Source organism: Mucilaginibacter sp. P2_A4, assembly GCF_056405015.1.
Window position 1 is genome coordinate 128,154 of record NZ_JBFUCX010000015.1, and the last position, 18,531, is coordinate 146,684.

At 41.2% G+C, this 18,531-nt stretch carries 10 protein-coding genes; all 10 read right to left on the reverse strand.

Annotated features, from left to right (window positions below):
- Positions 1–9: 9 nt before the first annotated feature.
- Positions 10–1,323, reverse strand: a complete 1,314-nt coding sequence (locus tag AC1DYB_RS24100; RefSeq protein WP_477438666.1) for an alpha-L-fucosidase — start codon at positions 1,321–1,323, stop codon at positions 10–12.
- Positions 1,324–1,350: 27 nt separating this feature from the next.
- Entirely contained in the window at positions 1,351–3,288 is a 1,938-nt protein-coding gene (locus AC1DYB_RS24105) for an SGNH/GDSL hydrolase family protein (RefSeq protein ID WP_477438668.1), read from the reverse strand.
- Between the two features lie 380 nt (positions 3,289–3,668).
- Positions 3,669–5,951, reverse strand: coding sequence for a glycoside hydrolase family 95 protein (locus tag AC1DYB_RS24110; RefSeq protein ID WP_477438670.1), 2,283 nt, complete (start codon positions 5,949–5,951; stop codon positions 3,669–3,671).
- Positions 5,952–6,072: 121 nt separating this feature from the next.
- Positions 6,073–7,233, reverse strand: a complete 1,161-nt coding sequence (locus tag AC1DYB_RS24115) for a glycoside hydrolase family protein (RefSeq protein ID WP_477438672.1) — start codon at positions 7,231–7,233, stop codon at positions 6,073–6,075.
- Between the two features lie 225 nt (positions 7,234–7,458).
- Positions 7,459–8,670 (reverse strand): DUF4998 domain-containing protein, encoded by a 1,212-nt coding sequence (locus AC1DYB_RS24120; RefSeq protein WP_477438674.1) that lies wholly within the window; start codon positions 8,668–8,670, stop codon positions 7,459–7,461.
- A gap of 45 nt (positions 8,671–8,715) precedes the next feature.
- The gene (locus AC1DYB_RS24125) at positions 8,716–9,945 is read right to left on the reverse strand and encodes a DUF4959 domain-containing protein (RefSeq protein WP_477438676.1); all 1,230 of its coding nucleotides are present in this window, start codon (positions 9,943–9,945) and stop codon (positions 8,716–8,718) included.
- A gap of 39 nt (positions 9,946–9,984) precedes the next feature.
- On the reverse strand, positions 9,985–11,910 hold the full coding sequence (locus tag AC1DYB_RS24130) for a RagB/SusD family nutrient uptake outer membrane protein (protein WP_477438679.1): 1,926 nt from the start codon (positions 11,908–11,910) through the stop codon (positions 9,985–9,987).
- A gap of 26 nt (positions 11,911–11,936) precedes the next feature.
- On the reverse strand, positions 11,937–15,233 hold the full coding sequence (locus AC1DYB_RS24135; protein WP_477438681.1) for a SusC/RagA family TonB-linked outer membrane protein: 3,297 nt from the start codon (positions 15,231–15,233) through the stop codon (positions 11,937–11,939).
- Between the two features lie 717 nt (positions 15,234–15,950).
- Positions 15,951–16,418: an L-rhamnose mutarotase gene (locus tag AC1DYB_RS24140; RefSeq protein ID WP_477438684.1), complete on the reverse strand. Its 468-nt coding sequence runs from the start codon at positions 16,416–16,418 to the stop codon at positions 15,951–15,953.
- A gap of 11 nt (positions 16,419–16,429) precedes the next feature.
- Positions 16,430–18,085 (reverse strand): sodium:solute symporter, encoded by a 1,656-nt coding sequence (locus tag AC1DYB_RS24145; protein ID WP_477438686.1) that lies wholly within the window; start codon positions 18,083–18,085, stop codon positions 16,430–16,432.
- Positions 18,086–18,531 lie beyond the last annotated feature (446 nt).

Below are 18,531 nucleotides of genomic sequence, written 5' to 3' on the forward strand. Positions count from 1 at the left end.
CAGGTTTTGTTATGATTTTATTACGGGAATATCTATTGCATTTACATCCAGCTCCAACACTACTACAGAGCAGTTTTCATCGGGCAAGGTAGCTGGCAACTCTATCCTATATCCTCTTCTATCAGATTTGATAGCTACCGCATTACCGTTAAGGAAATATGATTTCAGTATTTTAACATTAGGCAGTAATGGGATGTTTAATGTGCTATCCTTGTGTTGAAAAATGTTGATGTATATTTTATTGCCAAAACGCGTGGAACCGTATTCGGCAGTTGGCACATATGGCCCTCCATGTGTACCGTAAATTGCTTCGCCGTTCTGTTTTAGCCAGTTACCCATCTCTTTTAAACGGGCTACCTGCCGGGCCTCCATGTGGCCATCCATAGCCGGACCAACGTTAAACAGCAGGTTACCGTTGCCCGATGCTGATGTTACTAAAGTTTGGATGCACTGTTTAAGAGATTTCATCCCGTCGTTAGGTTTCCAGGCCCATTGGTTACAAATTGTGATGCAGCTTTCCCACGGCTCATCCATGTTTAATTTGCCTATTGTTTGTTCAGGTGTTAAAAAGTCACCTACCGCATCGCCATCCAGCTTATCGCTTATTTTTCCAAGCCTGTTGTTTACAACAACATTGGCATCAACACTTTTAATATAGCTGTAAATTTCTTTGCCATCTTCTGTTGTCCATGGTTTTTCCCAATAACCATCAAACCAAAGCATAAACGGGTGGTATTTGGTGATCACTTCTTTCAACTCGTTTTTCATGCGGGTTTTAAAAGCGGTCATATCCCCTTTCCTGGCATTTATTTCAGGGTGATGAGGGTTATCTATCGGGTAATCCTTGTCGTGCCAATCAAGCACGGTCATATAGATACAAAAAGTTATACCCTGTTTTTTACATGCCCTGGCAAGTTCGCCAACGATGTCTCTTTTAAAAGGTGATTTGGAAACGTTGTAATCAGAAAAAGCACTTGGCCATAACAGGAAACCATCATGATGCTTGGCGGTGATGGTTAAATATTTCATCCCGGCATCCTTTGCGGCTTTCACCCAGGCATCGGCATTAAATAATGTTGGGTTAAATTCATGGTACAGGTTGTCGTAATCTTCTTCGGGTACCTGGTCATTGCGGCTCCAGCCTATTTCGGTACCACGCTGGGTAACCGGGCCAAAGTGGATAAACATACCAAAACGTTTATCCATAAACTGATCCATAACCGCCTTGGGCGTTTTAAGCGGTGCAGCGTTTTTTACCTGTTGGGCAATTGAAACACATGTACTTAACACAAGAGCTATGATGAGCCCTGCTTTTTTCTCCATGGTATAGTTTAAATTAATTAGGTTGTACTATTTATTATTTACAAAAAAATTAACAATCCGGCAGGCGTTGCCCTTGCTCGAATTATTTTTTTTGTCGCTGATCTTTATTTTTAATATATGGTTACCGTTACTCAGGTTATCGCCAAGCAGATGATAAACACCAAGGTGGATCCAGCTGTAGAACTCGGTTAACAGATCAAGTTCTTTGTAAGCTCCATTATCAACCGAGTAGGATATAATACCGGCATCGGGCCCGGCCACTACAGCAATACCAACGGCTGTACCTTTAAAAGGCAAGGTTAGTTCGCTGCCAGGCTCGGTCGAGATCAGCATCGGCACATCAACAAAACCGGGGCGGGTGGAAAGGCCATCCTTTGGATTCCAGTTTGGGTTGATAGCCCAGCCCTTATCCAGTTTGGCATTGGCGATATTGTAATAGCTTCCGTTATTATAATTTGCCTTATCAATGGGTTTGGGTAAAGCAGCTTTAAAAGGTTGTTTATACTCAGCCAAAATACTGGCTTGTAACAACGCCTTGATGCTTTCAAAATAGATCTCCTGCCCATGGTACCATGGATGGATATCTTTAAAATCATCGGCCCAGGTTAATTCCTTGTTTTTTATCTTATCATTAACTTCAAGCGCAAGGTTAACATAGGGCAGGTTGTAGTGCGTAGCAACCATCTGGTGGTTCAATAACTCGGGCGACACCTTGCCTTTGGCATAATTATCCATTTTTTGAGGATCGACAAACGCCATAAAAATTACATCCATCATCGGGTTAGTCAGCTTTGCATGCCTCACTATTCCTTCTAAAGCGCGTACTTGTGTAGTACTATCCGTGCCCCTGTCGTTTACTGCTGCTTCTACAAACAGCAGGTCGGTTTTGCCAGAATCAAGAATATCTCTTTGAACCCTGAATGCGTGCGGAAGACTGCCTAATGACGGGATGCCCGCTGCTATGAAATGAAAATCAGTTTCGGGATAAGTTTCTTTAAGGTACTTGCACACCTTATCGCGCCAGCCCGGGTTAAAGGTGATAGAGCCTCCCAAAAAAGATACGGTGGCCTTTTTCTTTACCGTTGCTGCGTAATAAAAGTTATTTAACCCGCCTGCAACCTTAACATAATCACTATATGGCAGTATTTTTTGTACCGGGTATGAGTTATTGAAAATAAAATCAGCATAATAAGCCGGGCGATCAACCTTAAAGTGATGCCCCTGCAATTCCATTGGTCCCTGTGTTACAGGATGGATACTGATAGGGCCTCCCAATGTGATATAGCGCTTCGCCAAAACATCGCTATTCTCTGCAGGTGGGGCTAACTTATCATCAAGACCTATAGTATGCAAAACAGGCACCCTGAACGATGCCAGGCCTTCCAGGTTATCAATAGGGTTATCATTATAGGCAATGGCCAGGTCCTCTGTAAAATGATATACCCGTTTTAATTCATTCCAGGCGTTTGCATCTCCTGGCCCTTTTAGTTTACCGCCGGGCCAGCTTTTAATGTCGCAAACAGGAGTTTCGGCGTAAATACAGGTTACTTTATCGGGATTGCGCTTAGCCCAGGCATAAGCATATAAACCGCCCCTGCTTACGGCTTCGAGGGCCACCTTTGGCGCAAAGGCCTGCTGTTTGGTGAGGTAGGTGTAAAACACATCATAAAACTTCATGGCCTCGGGGCTGCCATACTGGTTATCTACATTGATAAAAGCAACATAAAATCCTTTTGCCAGCAGGATACTATCCATTTGGGTATGCCAATCGGGGAATGACGTACGCCACACCCATGGATTACCCGGCAATGGATGGGCAGGCTTTACGTAATATGCATCGTAACCTCCAAATTTTAGTTGTACTTTTTCAAAACCCTGCCACAGATTAGTTTTATCCTCTGCTTTTAAGGCCGAAAAAGCAGTGATTGAAAGTAACAGGGTAATTAAATATTTAAGTTTTAGCATTGACTCTTCAGCTTTATTGTATTATTCAATGGTTATATCTCTTAATGTTTGAACAGACAAATTATTTTCAACTGATCCAAAGCCGGGCTTTGTACCTGTATTAAAATATGCTGCATTTGTTTGAATTTGTTTTATTGGTCAGGGGTAAATGTATCGGGTTATTGCATTTCAAAAAATGGATAAACCTTTGAAAAAGATGGATAATCCACTTGTTAAACCGGGTTTAGCCTTGCATCCACATATATTATTCGGTAATAGATCATTTATAATCAACACGATAAAAAAAGAAGCGGATACATCCATACCAGCAAATCAGCTTTGTATCAATTTTGTGATCTAAAAAAATCCAATCTACCCCAAAAGTTATATAATTGATTCTTTTAATTTACTGCCGAGAAACTATACAACTGGCCCACTTGCGTTTTAAAACTATATTTAAAGTCGGCATTTTCCTGACTACCCGTTAAGCCTGCAATATTGTTTTTTAAAGCATTAGGCGATCTTAAATTACAAACACCGCCTGCCAATGATTTAATTGTAAGCTTTGCAATTTTGCCATTCTTCCATTCCATATTAGTGATCTCAAAATCGCCGCGGGCACGCAGGCCCTGTACATTACCACTCCACCATGCTTTGGGTAAGGCAGGTAATAGCTGAATTTCGTTTGTTTGGCTTTGCACAAGCATTTCTGTAACGCCTGCGGTATAGCCAAAATTACCATCTATCTGAAAAGGCGGATGCGCGCAAAAAAGGTTGGCATAAACTCCCCCACCCTCGTTGTAATTAACACCCGAGCCACCTGCCAGCGTTATAAAGTTGTTCAGGATTTTATAGGCATGATCACCATCCTGCAATCGTGCCCAAAAGTTCATTTTCCAGGCCATTGACCAGCCTGTTGATACATCGCCGCGAGCCAATAAACTTACTTTAGCTGCTTGTGCCAGTTCGGGCGTTTTTATTGTGCTAATGCGCCTGCCGGGATGCAAGCCAAAAAGGTTTGATGAGTGCCGGTGCGTATCTTTCGGATCATCACGATCTGTTTCCCATTCTTGTAACTGGCCCCATTTGCCAATTTTAGGTTTTAGTAGATGCTCTTTCATATCAGCTACATGATCCCGATAGGTTTTATCGGCGCCCAAAACATCCGCTGCTTCAATATAATTGGTAAACAGGTCGTAAATTATTTCCTGATCATAAGTTACACCGTCTTCTGTAGGGCCATGTTCTGGCGACCAGCCCAAAGGCGATACAAGTGTACCATCGGGTCTGCGCTTTAAATGATCATCCCAAAACTCAACTATCTCCTTAAGAACAGGGTAAGCAAAGCTTTGCAAATATTGTTTATCTCTTGTAAAAGCATAATGTTCCCAAATGCCCTGGGCGTACCATGCGCTGCCGGGAGTGTTCCACAAAAAGCTTGAGCCGCCAAAGATGTTATTTTCGGTTTTCACTGTCCATCCGCGCACACCGGGGTACTCTTTTTTTGTACTTTCCTTTTTAACCTCGCGCATGCTGTTGATATAATCCAGGTAAGGAATATGGCATTCAGAAAGGTTTGTGGGCTCGGCAAGCCAATAGTTCATCTGAATGTTGATATTGGAGTGATAATCGCTGCGCCATGGCGGGTTATTGCTCTCGTTCCAAAGCCCCTGCAGATTGGCAGGCAACCCGCCTTTCCTTGATGAGCTGATCAGCAAATAACGCCCATATTGATAAAGCAGCGCTTCCAGTTGCGGATCGGCAGCTTTTTTATAATCAATAACACGTTTATAGGTTGGTTCGGCCGCTATTGGCGCGGGTGTTGTACCCAGGTTTATAGCTACCCTGCCAAACAAACTTTTATAATCCAGCAAATGGTTATTAAATAATTGCAGGTATGTTTTAGCTGATGCTGCATCAAGGTTTTGTTTTACTTTGATACCCGGCGCTTCTCCACGCCAATGTTGTTCGCGTTTGTTGCTGTAATCTGTTGCTGCCGAAAGCAAAACAGTAAAACCATTAGCTTGGTTGATGTTAAGCTGTGTACCACCTTTGCCATCACTTTCAACAATGGCTGTGCCTCCTTCTGTTTTCACAACGATGGATGCATTATACGCTAAGCCATTTTCCAGTTTACCTTCTATTTGCAGTACCGTACCATTGGCCGTAACTTTTGATCCATGGGCATCTTTAAGGCCGATGATGGCAGAGTAAGCTCCCTTTTTATCGGCAGTAAAATGCAATACCATTACCTTATCCGGAAAGCTGCAAAAGTATTCGCGTTTGTAAGCTACTCCTCCATCAGCATAAGCTACCTGCTGAATGGCTTTGCTGATATCCAGTTGCCTGCGGTAATTAGCAGGTATAGCCATACTGGTATCTTTACCTATAAAATTAATAAACAAATCGCCAAAGGCCTGGTAAGCCCCGGTTTCAGATTCATCACCCGTCCATAGGCTGATCTCGTTGAACTGGATATGTTCCTGCGCCAGGCCGCCAAAAACCATCCCGCCAAAACGACCGTTTCCCATTGGGTAAGCTTCAGTCATCCATGTTTTTGCGGGTTTATCATCCCACATTATTAAAGGGTCTGATTTTTTTTCAGCTTTTTTTTGCGCGTTTACAGTCTTCGCCGATATTATGCTGAGCGCTACAAGGACAATATAAATTATCTTTTTATTCATGTTTGGTTTAAAATAGGATGAGCTAAATATCTAAATAAAACAACCGTTGCCAACCATCAATCTTAGCAAATTATTGTGTTATTAAAGCATTAACATAATTGTTACCCACGCCATAGCTTTATCAATTCCCATTATCCCAAGCTATTTTAAAAACGTACGATTCCGAAACCTTGCCACCGGTAATGTTAAGGTCGGCTGCACTGTAAAAATACGCAGGTTTGCCATTTAGGATAAGCACGGCCGGCCGCTCAAGTTTACCGCTTTGATCGCGCTGAAAGTGGCCCGGTGTGGCTAATAATTTCTGATGATCTTCTGCTGTTCCCCAATAATCAAACAGGTTGCCCATAGCAATTTTTGAGTCGGCCAGTTTAAACGATAAGCCTGTTTTTGATTCCCAAAGTGAAATATAGCCGTAAATACCGGTGTTGCCGCCCAAATTATCGGTGGTTAACAGGTAATATTTGCCCTTGGTTTTAAAAGCTTGGGCATCCTCCAGGTACGATACATTATCGGTTATAGGTTTATCGCACATTACATACGGCCCTTCCAGGTTATCAGCAACGGCATAGCCATATTTTGATTCCATTTGATGTGGCGTGCCAGATTTGAAATAGATGTAATATTTTTTGTCTATTTTCATAAAGGCAGGGTTATCGGTACCTATATCGCCATGATAGGTCCAATGCTGCGGGTCATTAGACTCTTGTATTACGATGCCGCTCTTTTCACCTGCAAATTTCCAGGGGCCATTTAAATTATCAGCTATCATCATGCCGATACGCTGTTTAGTTTCCTTAGATGGATTTTGGCAGATGTAAAGTAAAATGTACTTACCATCTACAGCTTCCAATCGTGGATTATGCGGCCCCCACATAGTACGTTTGTCCGGGAACATGGACGATTTCATAACGGTAGCGACATATTTAAATGGCCCCTCGGGTTTATCACTTACAAAGTGCGCTATCTCGGCATTCGGGCCAGTCCAGCCTTCCATCCCTTCGGCGGCCGGCCAGCGGCTGCCGAAAATATGAATTTTGCCATCCTTACCCTGTATCGGCGAAACGCACCAATTATACCAGTTCGGGTCGCCAATAGCAACGCCTACCAGCTTTGCCGTTAACGCCATATGCGAATACGGAACCTTTGTAAGCTTGCCCTTTGCCGTAGGTAATTCCTTTGTTGCTAGAGCTGTATTGGGTATTTGTGCATGCAGGTTATACTGCGTTGTAATTAACAACAGGCCGGTTGTGATTTTAGCTATTGTTTTTACGTAAATCTTCATTATTTAGAAGCGGTTAATATTTTGTTTTATAATTGGTAAAAGACGGGAAGACTTATTTTGATTTGGGCAAATTAATGGTAAAAAGTTGAGGTCGAAATGGATAATGCCTACTTAATAATGGATAATTCCTTTGAAATGTATGATCTGTTGCGTGTTAAAAAAGTTATAAAAAAACCTCCCGGGTGGTATACCCGCGAGGTTTCCATATTCAAATTCAACCAGTTTTTATTGTTTATTCCAAAAGGTCATTTCGCTCATGTTGCTGTATCCAGAACCTGTTACGGTATGTAATACCCTGATGCGGATATATCTTATTGGAGGAGGATTACTTAACAGATCAACCTTTAAAGCAGCCTGCCCGTCATCAGACCGGGTAACCGATTTAAGCAGTATCCATCCTTTGGCAATTGCTTCAGCTTTCCAGCCAGAGTTATCGGCCCTTAAAGTGGTAGTTGCTCCTGTTAGGTCATTAATACCCCATACTTCAAACTGATCGGGGTTATTACAGCAATTTCTGCCTACTTCTTCAACCTGCGATAAGCTGTTATAGGATTTTCCCATATCGAAAGTTAGCACATGTGGAATATAAGATCCATCGCTATGGAAAATATTGGGATATCCCTGGGGACCATTACTGCCATCCCAAAGCTTGCTGATGCTTGTTCCCGATTCATAAGTGCTTACATCCTGCGGAAGGTGCACTTCGGTGAATAGCGCTTTATTACATTGAGCAATCACGAATATATCAGGAAATTGATCGGTTTTTGTAACCGTAAACGCATCAATTGCATTTGAATCCGGATAATAAGAAGACTGATAGGTAACCTTGCCACCTGATTGGTAACTTGGAAGTGTTACAACACTATCTTTACCCAAAAGCGTTGCTTTAGATGCTACTCCTGCGGCGTTATTATAATTAATTGTAGTGTTGCCAGTAACAACGGTAGTGTCGGCACCTTTGAAATTCAATGTTACCGAACCATCGTTATGTACAACATATGGATTTGCTGCATTGTAAGCCCTGTTCAAAAGCGTACTGGCATAAACAGATCCGTAAACCTTAACATTATTTACCTCCCTGGCTATAGAATTATTTCCTTTTGCATCATAAGAGTATATGGTGAAAGAGTAAACAAACTCCTGAAGCCCGGTAATAATGGTTTTTATACTATCCGTTTTGGTGGTTACACTAACTACCTGGGAGTCGGCTTTGTTATTCCAGTAAATTACATACTTAGTAATACTTGGGTCCGAACTTGATTTCCATTTAAGGCCTACTCTAAGGTTCCCGGGTTGTGTTACCACATTACCAACGGCGCCTGTATAAATAAGTTCCTTACCATTCTGGAACTTTTTAAACTCCGTTTGGGATTTATTACAGCTGTATACTACAAGTAGTAATACACAGCTTAATGTTATATATATGAGCTTTTTCATATGTTTATTTTAATAGTAGTTATTTTGTTTGTGCTGGCTGCTCTATTATTCAGGTTTACCATAAAATGATAACTCAAGAACGTGTGCAAGCGTGCCACCTTCCCATGTTCTGGCAATAGATAAGCGCATATATTTAACCGAAGGCGCATTAAACGGAACATTAAACTCGGCACCGAGATCAAAAAACGCCTTATCGCTGGCATTGGGTGTTGTTGGAGGTAAGCCCGATGGCGGCGGTGGCCAATGGAAGTTACCCATATTTGTCCAATCACCTATTACAGTTCCTTCGGGAGCGGTTAAAGGTAATACCGCATCAGCAGGTAGCGTTTTGTTTGTACCCCATATACTGAAATCTTTCGGGTTACCGTGGCCATATTCATATCCTTGCCTGCCATAAATTGTAAACCGGCTTAATTTATAGGTTTTGCCCACATAGAAAGAACAGGTGAACGGAGGGACTGAATTGGAAAAGGTGTGCCAGCCGGGATCATTTAGCTTACCATCCCACAGGTTATTAACTGTCCATCCACCACCTTCATAAAGCGCGTCATCACTCGGTAAAGTGTAAGTTTCAAATTTACTTTTATCCAGCAGCTCTTCATATAAAGGATTCAAAGTCACCTTCAACGTATCAGAGATATTTCCCCATTCGTCAGTTATATACACACCAAAATTCCTCGCGGTTGTAGTATACCCCCGTAATGAAAAATCAATAGTATCCGTTTTTGTAAAATGCTGCTCCTGAACTTCCATAGCTTTGGTTACATCATCAAACGCGGTTACTATAACCCCAATATTCCTTTTTAACGGGTTTAGTGCTTTAATGTTAACCCCGCCAAAGTCGGCAGAAATTGCAGCGGACGGCCTCACCAATTCATATACAGGCGTTAATGGATGTACGGTTACCGTAACCGCCTCAGACATTACGTTTGCGCGGCTTACAACATATAGCGTAACCTGGTAATCCTGCGATTTTGCAAAACCATTAACAACAACTGTATCCTTGTAATATGATGATTTAGTTTCTCTTGTCACCTTATCCCTGATACTGTATTTTGCTACTACATACAGCAGGTTATCGGAGTTAGGAAGATCATAGGTAATATTTGCCCCACCGTTAAAGTTGTCTACTTTAACATTGGTAATAACCCCGGGCTTCGTTTTATCAGTAGAAACAGGCGTATTACTAAAGCCGTCATTCCTTTTACAGGAAATTATGCTCATCATTACCAGGCTTATAAGCAGCAGTAATGAATATTTATTTATATTTTTCATAATTTTTCAATTATCTCTTTAAATCTTTTTTATCCCCGCTTACCAATTTGGGTTTTGAACCAAATTATTGTTAATAACTAAATCATCTGCCTTTATTGGCCACAGGTAGTTCCTGTTATTGAATACTGGTGTGATGATAGTATGCGGGCGATAATAGTTTACAAAACTTTCCTCAAGAAACGCCCATCCCTGCAATGGTTTGGCCATAACCGCCTGCAACTCTTTCCACCTGCGCAGATCCCAGCCGGCTTGTCCTTCAAAAGCCAACTCAATCCTTCTTTCCTGGTGAATTATCTGGCGTAAACCATCCTGTGTTGCATACTTGGTTGGATTTTTTGAATACTTGGTCCATGCTTCCACAACTCCTGGTAAGCCAGCCCTTGTCCTGATCCTGTCAATATATGGAATAACCTCTGAGGATGCTTTTCCCTGCTCATTCAATATCTCGGCATATAACAGGTACATACCTGCAACCCTGATCAATGGCATATGAAAATCTTCCCAGGTCATGCTTTTATCATAAATTGTTAAATAGTTTACCAGTTTTTTTGGCCAGTAACCTGTTTCATTTAAACGGATATAATCTTTAAAGCCAGCAAATGAAGATGGACCCTTACCAGCTACGAACAATGCATTTTCGCCATTGCCTGTTACGCCGTTACCATACCAAACGCCACCATCAAAAGCCATATCGGCATAAAACCTTGGTTCACGGTTGAAGTGGGCTTTCACCGTTTCATAACCATTGTGGATGTAAAACCTATTGGCATCATCTCCCGTTTGTTTAGTATAACGGTTGGCATAATCCCATGTGTTATCCTCGGTAATTGGTACTCCTTTATTGGTATAAAAAAGTTCCTGCTGACTAATTGGAGCTGCAATAGTTCCCTGCGCAATCAAACTTCCGGCTGCGCCAGCTGTCAATCTTGGCATGAAATATTCCTGGTTACCATATCCAAAATGCGCATTTAAAGCCCATATTAATTCGGGATTTGTTTCCCATTTATCGGTAATGGTTGTTTGCAGGTTTAATACTTTTTTCAAAGAATCAGTAAGACTTACCGGAATGTTTGACGTTAAATCTGTTTGCACGTGCAGTCTTTGACCATTTGCTTCAAAAGTGGTAATAGCGGCAAGACAAGCTGCTGCTGCTCTATCCCACTTGGTGGCATCATATGCGGTTTTAAATAATAGCTGACCATCCTTATTTTTTAAAGATGCAAAATCGGGGTTGCCATTAAATAAAGGGCTTGCTGCAGTTGCCAACACTTCCGCCTTTACACAAAGTGCTATTGTTTTTGTTATACGGCCCAGTTCCTGGGTTTGATTCTGTATTACAGGAGGTAAGCCTGGTACGGCTTCATCAATTAGCCTAACTATATAATTCACTACAGAATCTGCCGGAGCCCTTTTTATTCTCACGTCCTCTGCAGAAGCGTTAATAGGCAGGTTTTTATCAACAATAGGAATAGGCCCATACATTCTGTATAAATAATAGTTGTAATAGGCTTTTAAAAATTTAATCTCCGCAATCCATCTTTCCTTTTCACCGGCTGTAAGATCAATAGGCTTATCAATGTTCTCCAGCATGGTATTACATTTCCTGATTGCCTTAAACATCGCCTGGCCGCCATTTGCCCCGTCCCAGAAATTCAATGTTGGGTTTTGAGAGGTTTGTGTTCCGCGCACCAGGTTGAATCCCTGGGGATCAACCCCCTGGTTGTCCTGAAGATCATTTGGGAAAAGAGTCTCGCCAGAGGTTACAAAACCAGCATTATAGTGTATATCAGCTGTGCTTTGCATCGCATTGTAACATGCAAAAAGATAATTTTCTGCCTCGTTTCGGTTCCTGAAGGCATAATCAATAGTACCAACATTATCAGGGATAACATCAAGGTACTTTTTACATGATACACCCGTCATAGCCAAGGCTATCATGCATAAATATTTGTAATATGATTTCATATTCTTAAACTAATCGTCGGTTAATATTATAAATTAACATTTATACCAATGTTAAACACTTTCTGGATCGGGTAATTAAATCCGTTACCACCCAATTCCGGATCCCACATTTTAAATGGACTCCAGGTAAGCAGGTTTAAGCCGTTAACATAAATACGGGTGTTTTTTACCCCTAAAGCTTTGGCAATTTTGGCAGGAAGCGTGTATCCAAGCTCTGCTGATTTTAACCTAAGAAAGCTTCCATCGCGCATCCACCAGGTACTTTTTTGCCTGTTGTTCTCAATCTGGGCGCCGTTAATGCCTAACCTTGGATACAACGCATATAAATTTTGATTATCCTCTGACCAATGATTATCGGCATATTCCTGGAGCAATTGGGTATTACCATTAAACTGTGTATCAGGGCTCTGTATAAAAGGACTTGTACGTGCAGGGTCAATAAAGAAAGAAACCTTTGCCTGTCCCTGGAAAAATGCAGAAAGGTCAAATCCTTTCCATCCGCCGCTTACACCGAAACCATATACAATCTGTGGAATATTTGGATCGCCCAGGTATGTCTGGTCAGCTCCATCTATTTTACCATCGCCATTTAAGTCGCGGTATTTAATATCCCCACCTAAAGGCAAAGTTCCGCCATTACTAAAGCTCTGTGTTGGTGAATTCCGTGCTTCTTCGTCATCAACAAATAAGCGGTCAGCTATATAACCGTAATCGCGGTTAAGTGGTTGCCCTACTTTAAGCCTGTAAGCTTCATAAGCAGGTTGTTCAAACTGCACATACTTGTTGGCTGTGTAGGTAAAATTGGCCCGCGCTGAAATAAAGCCCGAAGTGCCTATACTTCTTTTACCATCAAGCTGAATATCAATACCTTTTGATTGAACTTTACCAATATTTGCAGAAATAGGAGCCTCCAGGCCCAGTGTTGATGGTATATTGTCAAGACTAAGATCCTGCAATACATCATACTTGTCATTCCTGTAAACTTCGGCAGTTACATTGAAATTTTTAAATATGGTGAATTCTACGCCTAAATTTAACTGTTTCGATTTTTCCCAGGTGATATCGTTATTTTGATAATTATTGATTGCAACCCCATTATGGCTGTAAATATTATTTGTACCAAATGAAGCACCACCGCCGCCATTTAAATTCACATCAGATATATAAAAAAATCTTCGGTTGCTGATCTGGTCATTACCAACTAAACCGTAGCTGGCGCGAAGTTTAAACCTATCAAACACATTGTACAGATCGCCCCAGAATTTCTCGTCAGATATGATCCATGATGCACCAATAGTTGGGAAGAAACCAAACCTGTGGTTATCAGAAAAACGCTCGGTACCATTATAGCCAAAGTTGAATTCCAAAAAGTACCTGCTCTTGTATGAATAGGTTGCACGACCTGCCACAGTTTCGTTACGATAAGGCAAAGAATATTGCAGCGTATAAGGATTTTGATCTGGGTGATTGTCAACAATATCAGGATCTTTGTTGTTAGAATATATTTGTTGCTGACGGGTACCGATCAATGAGCCACTTATGGTATGGTCTTTTCCAAAAGTGCGGCTATAATCCAATACCCCCTGCAGGTAAAGTTGGGTTTGCAGATTATCTGAGTTAACATCCCTGTTGTAGTTAAGGTATTCCTGCGCCTGCCCCGGCAGGTTATTAATCCAATTTAACGTATACTGGTTAGCCGCTTTATCATAAGATTTTACTTCATAATAAAAAGGATTATAGTTCATATTAGATTGAAAATATGCGTATCTGTTGGTACTGAAAATACCATGAAATGTTAAACCCTGGGTTACAAAATCCAAATTCTGATTTAACTCCAATTGAGCAAGCAGCCTTGATTCGTTTGAGTTTTTATGTCCCTTTAATAAATCTGCGTATGGGTTACGCGTTTGCGGCGTATTGGTAGATGTACCTGCAGTATTACCGAAAAGAATATGTTTTACATTAACGTTGGCAGAATCCGGCGCGTAATAGGCCGGGAATAAAACCGGGCTGGTGTGCGTTGCCTCGTTATAAAGATCGGTTGAAAAACCACCATCGGCAGTTTGCGGACCATTATAGGAGTTAAATGTGCCGGATAAACGAACAACTAATTCAGTTTTATCAGTTACATTAATATTTACGTTTGAGCGTAACTGGTAGTTGGTAAATTTAACGTTGTTATTGTTGTTGTTCCTGATATCGGTACGTAATATACCATTATCATTACTGTATGAACCGGCAACATAGTAACGTGCGATACCGCCACCACCTTGTAGGCTCAAGTCGCCACGTTGGGTGCTGGTGTTCTTCTTAAACAACATGCCCAGCCAGTCTACAGCAGGGTATACATACGAATTGCTTCCCGGATCACCTCTTAATGCAGCCTGGGTATTTGCAATTTTATTAGCAGAAAAAGGGCGCTCCGCTAAAGGATTACGTGTTACGGTAGCTTCATTATAAAGATTCATGTAGGTAATAGGATCAGCAAGCTGAATACTTTTCACTGATTGCGACGAAGCGTTTTCAACCCTTACATTAATTTGTGCTTTACCAGCCTTACCTTCTTTGGTTTTAACCAAAATAACGCCATTACCACCTCTTGCGCCATATAAGGCTGTGGCACTCGCATCTTTCAATATCGAAAAGCTTTCAATATCATCTACGTTCAACCTCGCCAAATCTGATGTTGTTAACTCAACGTTATCAATCAGGATCAAGGGGCTTTGCCTGTAACCAAAGGTAGTAACACCCCTGATAAAGAACTGGGCATTATCCTGCCCGGGTTGCCCGCTGGGAGTATAGGCGATAACACCCGCTACCTGCCCTGCTAAAGCATTTGTTAAGTTGCTTGCCGGTATTTTTAAAACACCCGGCTTTACAGATGTTACGGAACCTACTACGGCTTCCCTTGATTGTTTTCTACCATAGGCCGTAATAACTACATCATCAAATTGGCTTTTGGCCTCAGAAAGTACAATTTTCAATACCTTTTGGCTGGATGATATGGTTATTTGTTTGGCTATGTACCCCACATAGCTTATTTTTAAAACTGCTCCAGGTTCAACATCCAATAGGAATTTACCATTCCCATCTGTTGTTGTGCTACTGCCCTTTTTATTTAAAGGCGCAATGTTGGCGCCAATAACCGGCACGCCAAGTGTATCTGTAACGGTACCTATAACAGTAACCTTGGTTTGTGCGGCTGCACGGTTAACGGAGCCAATCCCCATAAATACAAAAACAAGCACAAGTAGGGCTGTTAGTGAGTTATAAGGAATTTTCAACACCCAAAGGCGTCTTAATACATCGTAAAATTTTCTCATAAATTGGTTAATTATTGGTTTGCAAATTGATTAAGGAAAAATTGGTGTAATACTTTTTCATAATTTAATGGGGTATCGGCCCCGCGCTTTAGCTGTATTCTTATTTAATGTATATTTTACAGTTTATTTTTTTTTCAGTAAAAAAGGCAAAGCGATGCCCGTGCATGTAAAAACGCAGTTTTATTCACTGTAGAAACTTAAAGCCCTATGGGATAACACCTTACCTTTTTAGCGTTTATTTAGTAATGCAACTAAACAGGTATGAAAAATTAATTACCCAATGTGGCTTTTGGTAATTAATAACATGATTCAGATGGGTTTTAATTGAAAGTAATTTTCTTGCATACGTCTAAGTTTATTATTTGGTTAAATTGGTTTAGTAAAACTAATTTACCTTAACACTATTTGAAATGGATAAATCTTGAAATTAGATGGATTATACTATCCTTTTTCATTTTTTTTCACACAAAAAATAACTGTACAAATCACACACAAGCGCTATATAGGAGTGTTTTATATTTTTAAAAATGATTTGTACTTGATGGATTATAATAGCGCTAATGTGTAATTCAATGATGGCAAATCTTAAATATTGCATTTAACATAAATTATATATTAAACATTTATAAACATGACAGCATTAATGCAAATCCGTTAGGATATAAACAAAACGGGGAGTTGAATTTGGAAGAGTGCCCAAATCAAAATTCAACGCACTTAATTGGTGTGGAAGACTTCTTCCATATTTTGCCACTGTTTTTTTTGCGCATCAGCTTCGGGAAGCGGAATTTGTGTTGGATCCGTTTCTTTCCACCATCGCTGCGTAGTGGTATCAGCAGCCATTTTGGCCATGTCATCCTTTAAATTGGTGCCGGTATATTCGAAATAGCTAAACAAAAAATATTTATCCTCAATTTTTTGAATGTAGATGGAATAATTATGAATGTTACAGGCCGCGATCTTTTTTAATACTCCCGGCCAGGCATGAGCATGAAGCTTCTTGTAATAGGCCAGCTTTTCGGGTTTTAAACCGATTATCATACCAAAACGCTGCACGTTGATGTTAACCGCCTTTGGCGCATCGCCGGGGTGCTTATGTTTATTTTGCTGGCTCTTCATGTATATCCCGAAGCCAATCCAGCTTGTTACTATTAAAATGAGAAGAGGCGTTTTGGGTGAGCTCATAAAATTATATCTTATCTAAAAAGGTAAAAAAGCACTGCCATTATACATATCAACAAAGCCGAAAGCACTTTATAATTGCCCAAACCACTCCAGGCGGCTCCTCTTAATGGTTCCCATGGCGATTTCCAGTATAGCGTGGCACTCTCTTTAGTATGCTGAACCGGATACACAAAGGATAGCGTTATCTGCATCAATAAACAGGTAAGGAAAAGATAAAAGGCCATCATCATAAACGGTATTTGCCCAATGGCACTTAAAGGATACAATTTGCCTGTTACAAATACCAATACCCCTACCGCCGATCCTACCCATAAAGTATATTTTGCTGATATAGCCGAAGCTTTTTCCCAGAATACACCCAATAAAAACACACAGGTTATTGGCGGCGCTATATGGGCAATGATATCGTTTAGTCCATTAAAAATACTTTCGTAATTATTCAATAGAGGCAGCATCAGCAACGATACAACCAGCGATACACCCGCGGCTATTTTGCCCACGTTTACAAGCTTCTTATCAGTAGCATCGGGTTTATACCTTTTATAAATATCATAACTTACTATGGTTGATATGGAATTTAAAGCGCCGGAAATCTGGCTCATCAAACCTGATAACAACGCGGCAACCAGTACGCCTATCAATCCCGGCGGGATAAGCTGGGTGATCATCAGTGTATAGATACCCTTACTGTTTACCACCTCTTTACCGTTCACCATACTTTTTAATGCCGAGATATCTAAATGGCCGCTTTGTGCCAGCGTATAAGCAAATAAACCAGGCATCACAAAAATAAAAACGGGTAGTATTTTTATAAACCCACAAAACAGCGGACCAACCCTTGCATGATTTTCGTCCTTTGCCCCCAAAACCCTTTGAACTATGGTTTGATCGGCACACCAGTACCATATACCCAGCACCGGGTAGCCTAAAAATACCGCATACCAGGGCATACCACTTGCATCGCCATGCGGGCGCAGCATGGATAGTTTATTAAGCTGATCTGTATGTTTCAAAACATCAACCATTGGTTCCCAGCCACCCATTTTAGTGTAAGCGGCAATACTCATGATAATGGCCCCTCCCAAAAGCACAACGGTTTGTATAGATTCCGTTACTACAACTGCAGTTAAACCGCCAACTACAGTATATATAGTAGTAATAATAGAGATCACGATTACGCTGGTATACATATCAACCCCAAATAAGGTATGTAAAACAATACCACCCGCTAATAAGGAGAATGCGATGTGGATCAGCACTGCAGATACCACGGATATAATGGCCAGCCAATCGCGACTTGCACGATCATATCGTTTTTCAAGAAAATCGGGCAGGGTTGAAACTCCCGATTTGATATAAAATGGCGCAAAGAAAAGCGCCAGCAATATTAGCGTAAACGCCGCCATCCATTCAAAATCGCCATTGAGCAAACCAGTATCGAAGCCGCTTTGGGCAAGACTTACCAAATGCACGCAGGAAATGTTGGTGGCAAACAAAGCCAGTCCTATCATTGGCCAGCGCAGTTTTTTACCTGCCAAAAAATACTCACCGGCCTCGTTGTTGTTATTTTTTGTTTTGCGCTGATGACGGATTCCCGACCATAAGCCAATAACAAAAATCACAATAATGTATAAGGCGCTAATGACTAAATCGGGTGTATGTATCATATTTTCATTTTAAAAATAGCCTTTAAAAGCCAGAGCGAACTCATATGGTTTCTCTGTACAGTTTGGAGATTGCTTCGTACCTCGCAATGACGCGTGGTGTTTTGGTTTTGATTCTTATCTCTTAATTCTTCATTCAACGTCTTTGCGAGGTGTTTATACCATACTATAGGCTCTGTATGCTGGCAACGACTCACCCCGCCGGTCCGCCCTTCGCGGACGGCGACCCTCTCTTCGGCTTCGCCGGAAAGAGGGTTAAAAGCTAATTTTCAATTTTCAACTCCCTCTTTCCAACGAAGTTGAAGAGAGGGATGTCGAGCGTAGCGATGACAGGGTGAGTCTTAACCTTGGTTAGTTTACCTCATTTCCCTTCGGAGTTTTACCAAATTTAATTTCTCGCAATAACACCCGGTATTTTGGTATTAACTCTTCACTCAACGTCTTTGCGA

Bases quoted from the DNA above. Each gene is read 5' to 3' on its own strand.
- AC1DYB_RS24130 (WP_477438679.1), bottom strand. From the start codon at position 11,910: ATGAAATCATATTACAAATATTTATGCATGATAGCCTTGGCTATGACG.
- AC1DYB_RS24115 (WP_477438672.1), bottom strand. From the start codon at position 7,233: ATGAAGATTTACGTAAAAACAATAGCTAAAATCACAACCGGCCTGTTG.
- AC1DYB_RS24145 (WP_477438686.1), bottom strand. From the start codon at position 18,085: ATGATACATACACCCGATTTAGTCATTAGCGCCTTATACATTATTGTG.
- AC1DYB_RS24105 (WP_477438668.1), bottom strand. From the start codon at position 3,288: ATGCTAAAACTTAAATATTTAATTACCCTGTTACTTTCAATCACTGCT.
- AC1DYB_RS24135 (WP_477438681.1), bottom strand. From the start codon at position 15,233: ATGAGAAAATTTTACGATGTATTAAGACGCCTTTGGGTGTTGAAAATT.
- AC1DYB_RS24140 (WP_477438684.1), bottom strand. From the start codon at position 16,418: ATGAGCTCACCCAAAACGCCTCTTCTCATTTTAATAGTAACAAGCTGG.
- AC1DYB_RS24100 (WP_477438666.1), bottom strand. From the start codon at position 1,323: ATGGAGAAAAAAGCAGGGCTCATCATAGCTCTTGTGTTAAGTACATGT.
- AC1DYB_RS24125 (WP_477438676.1), bottom strand. From the start codon at position 9,945: ATGAAAAATATAAATAAATATTCATTACTGCTGCTTATAAGCCTGGTA.
- AC1DYB_RS24110 (WP_477438670.1), bottom strand. From the start codon at position 5,951: ATGAATAAAAAGATAATTTATATTGTCCTTGTAGCGCTCAGCATAATA.
- AC1DYB_RS24120 (WP_477438674.1), bottom strand. From the start codon at position 8,670: ATGAAAAAGCTCATATATATAACATTAAGCTGTGTATTACTACTTGTA.